General features: G+C 55.9%; 1 rRNA gene. It reads left to right on the top strand.

Annotated elements, in window-relative coordinates:
• Positions 1-805 (top strand): 23S ribosomal RNA (locus EIY87_RS06265); the annotation flags it as partial.

Here is an 805-nt window from a genome sequence, read left to right as displayed (position 1 = left end):
TGGTGTTCCCGAGTAGCAGCGAGCTCGTGGAATTTGCTGTGAATCTGCCGGGACCACCCGGTAAGCCTAAATACTTCCTGGAGACCGATAGCGGACGAGTACCGTGAGGGAAAGATGAAAAGTACCCCGGGAGGGGAGTGAAAGAGTACCTGAAACCGTGTGCCTACAAGCCGTCAGAGCCTTTGGGTGATGGCGTGCCTTTTGAAGAATGAGCCTGCGAGTTAGTGCTGCGTGGCGAGGTTAACCCGTGTGGGGTAGCCGTAGCGAAAGCGAGTCTGAATAGGGCGAATGAGTCGCGTGGTCTAGACCCGAAGCGGAGTGATCTACCCATGGCCAGGGTGAAGCGACGGTAAGACGTCGTGGAGGCCCGAACCCACTTAGGTTGAAAACTGAGGGGATGAGCTGTGGGTAGGGGTGAAAGGCCAATCAAACTCCGTGATAGCTGGTTCTCCCCGAAATGCATTTAGGTGCAGCGTCACGTGTTTCTTGCCGGGGGTAGAGCTACTGGATGGTCTAGGGGCCTTACCGGGTTACCGAAATCAACCAAACTCCGAATACCGGTTAGTGAGAGCGTGGCAGTGAGACGGCGGGGGATAAGCTTCGTCGTCGAGAGGGAAACAGCCCAGAACACCAGCTAAGGCCCCTAAGTGTGTGCTCAGTGGGAAAGGATGTGGGATTGCCCAGACAACCAGGAGGTTGGCTTAGAAGCAGCCACCCTTGAAAGAGTGCGTAATAGCTCACTGGTCAAGTGGTCCTGCGCCGACAATGTAGCGGGGCTTAAGCACACCGCCGAAGCTGTGTCATT

It is taken from the genome of Amycolatopsis eburnea, assembly GCF_003937945.1.
GTDB classification, from domain to species: domain Bacteria; phylum Actinomycetota; class Actinomycetes; order Mycobacteriales; family Pseudonocardiaceae; genus Amycolatopsis; species Amycolatopsis eburnea.
This window is presented reverse-complemented; position numbering and strand designations above follow the sequence as displayed.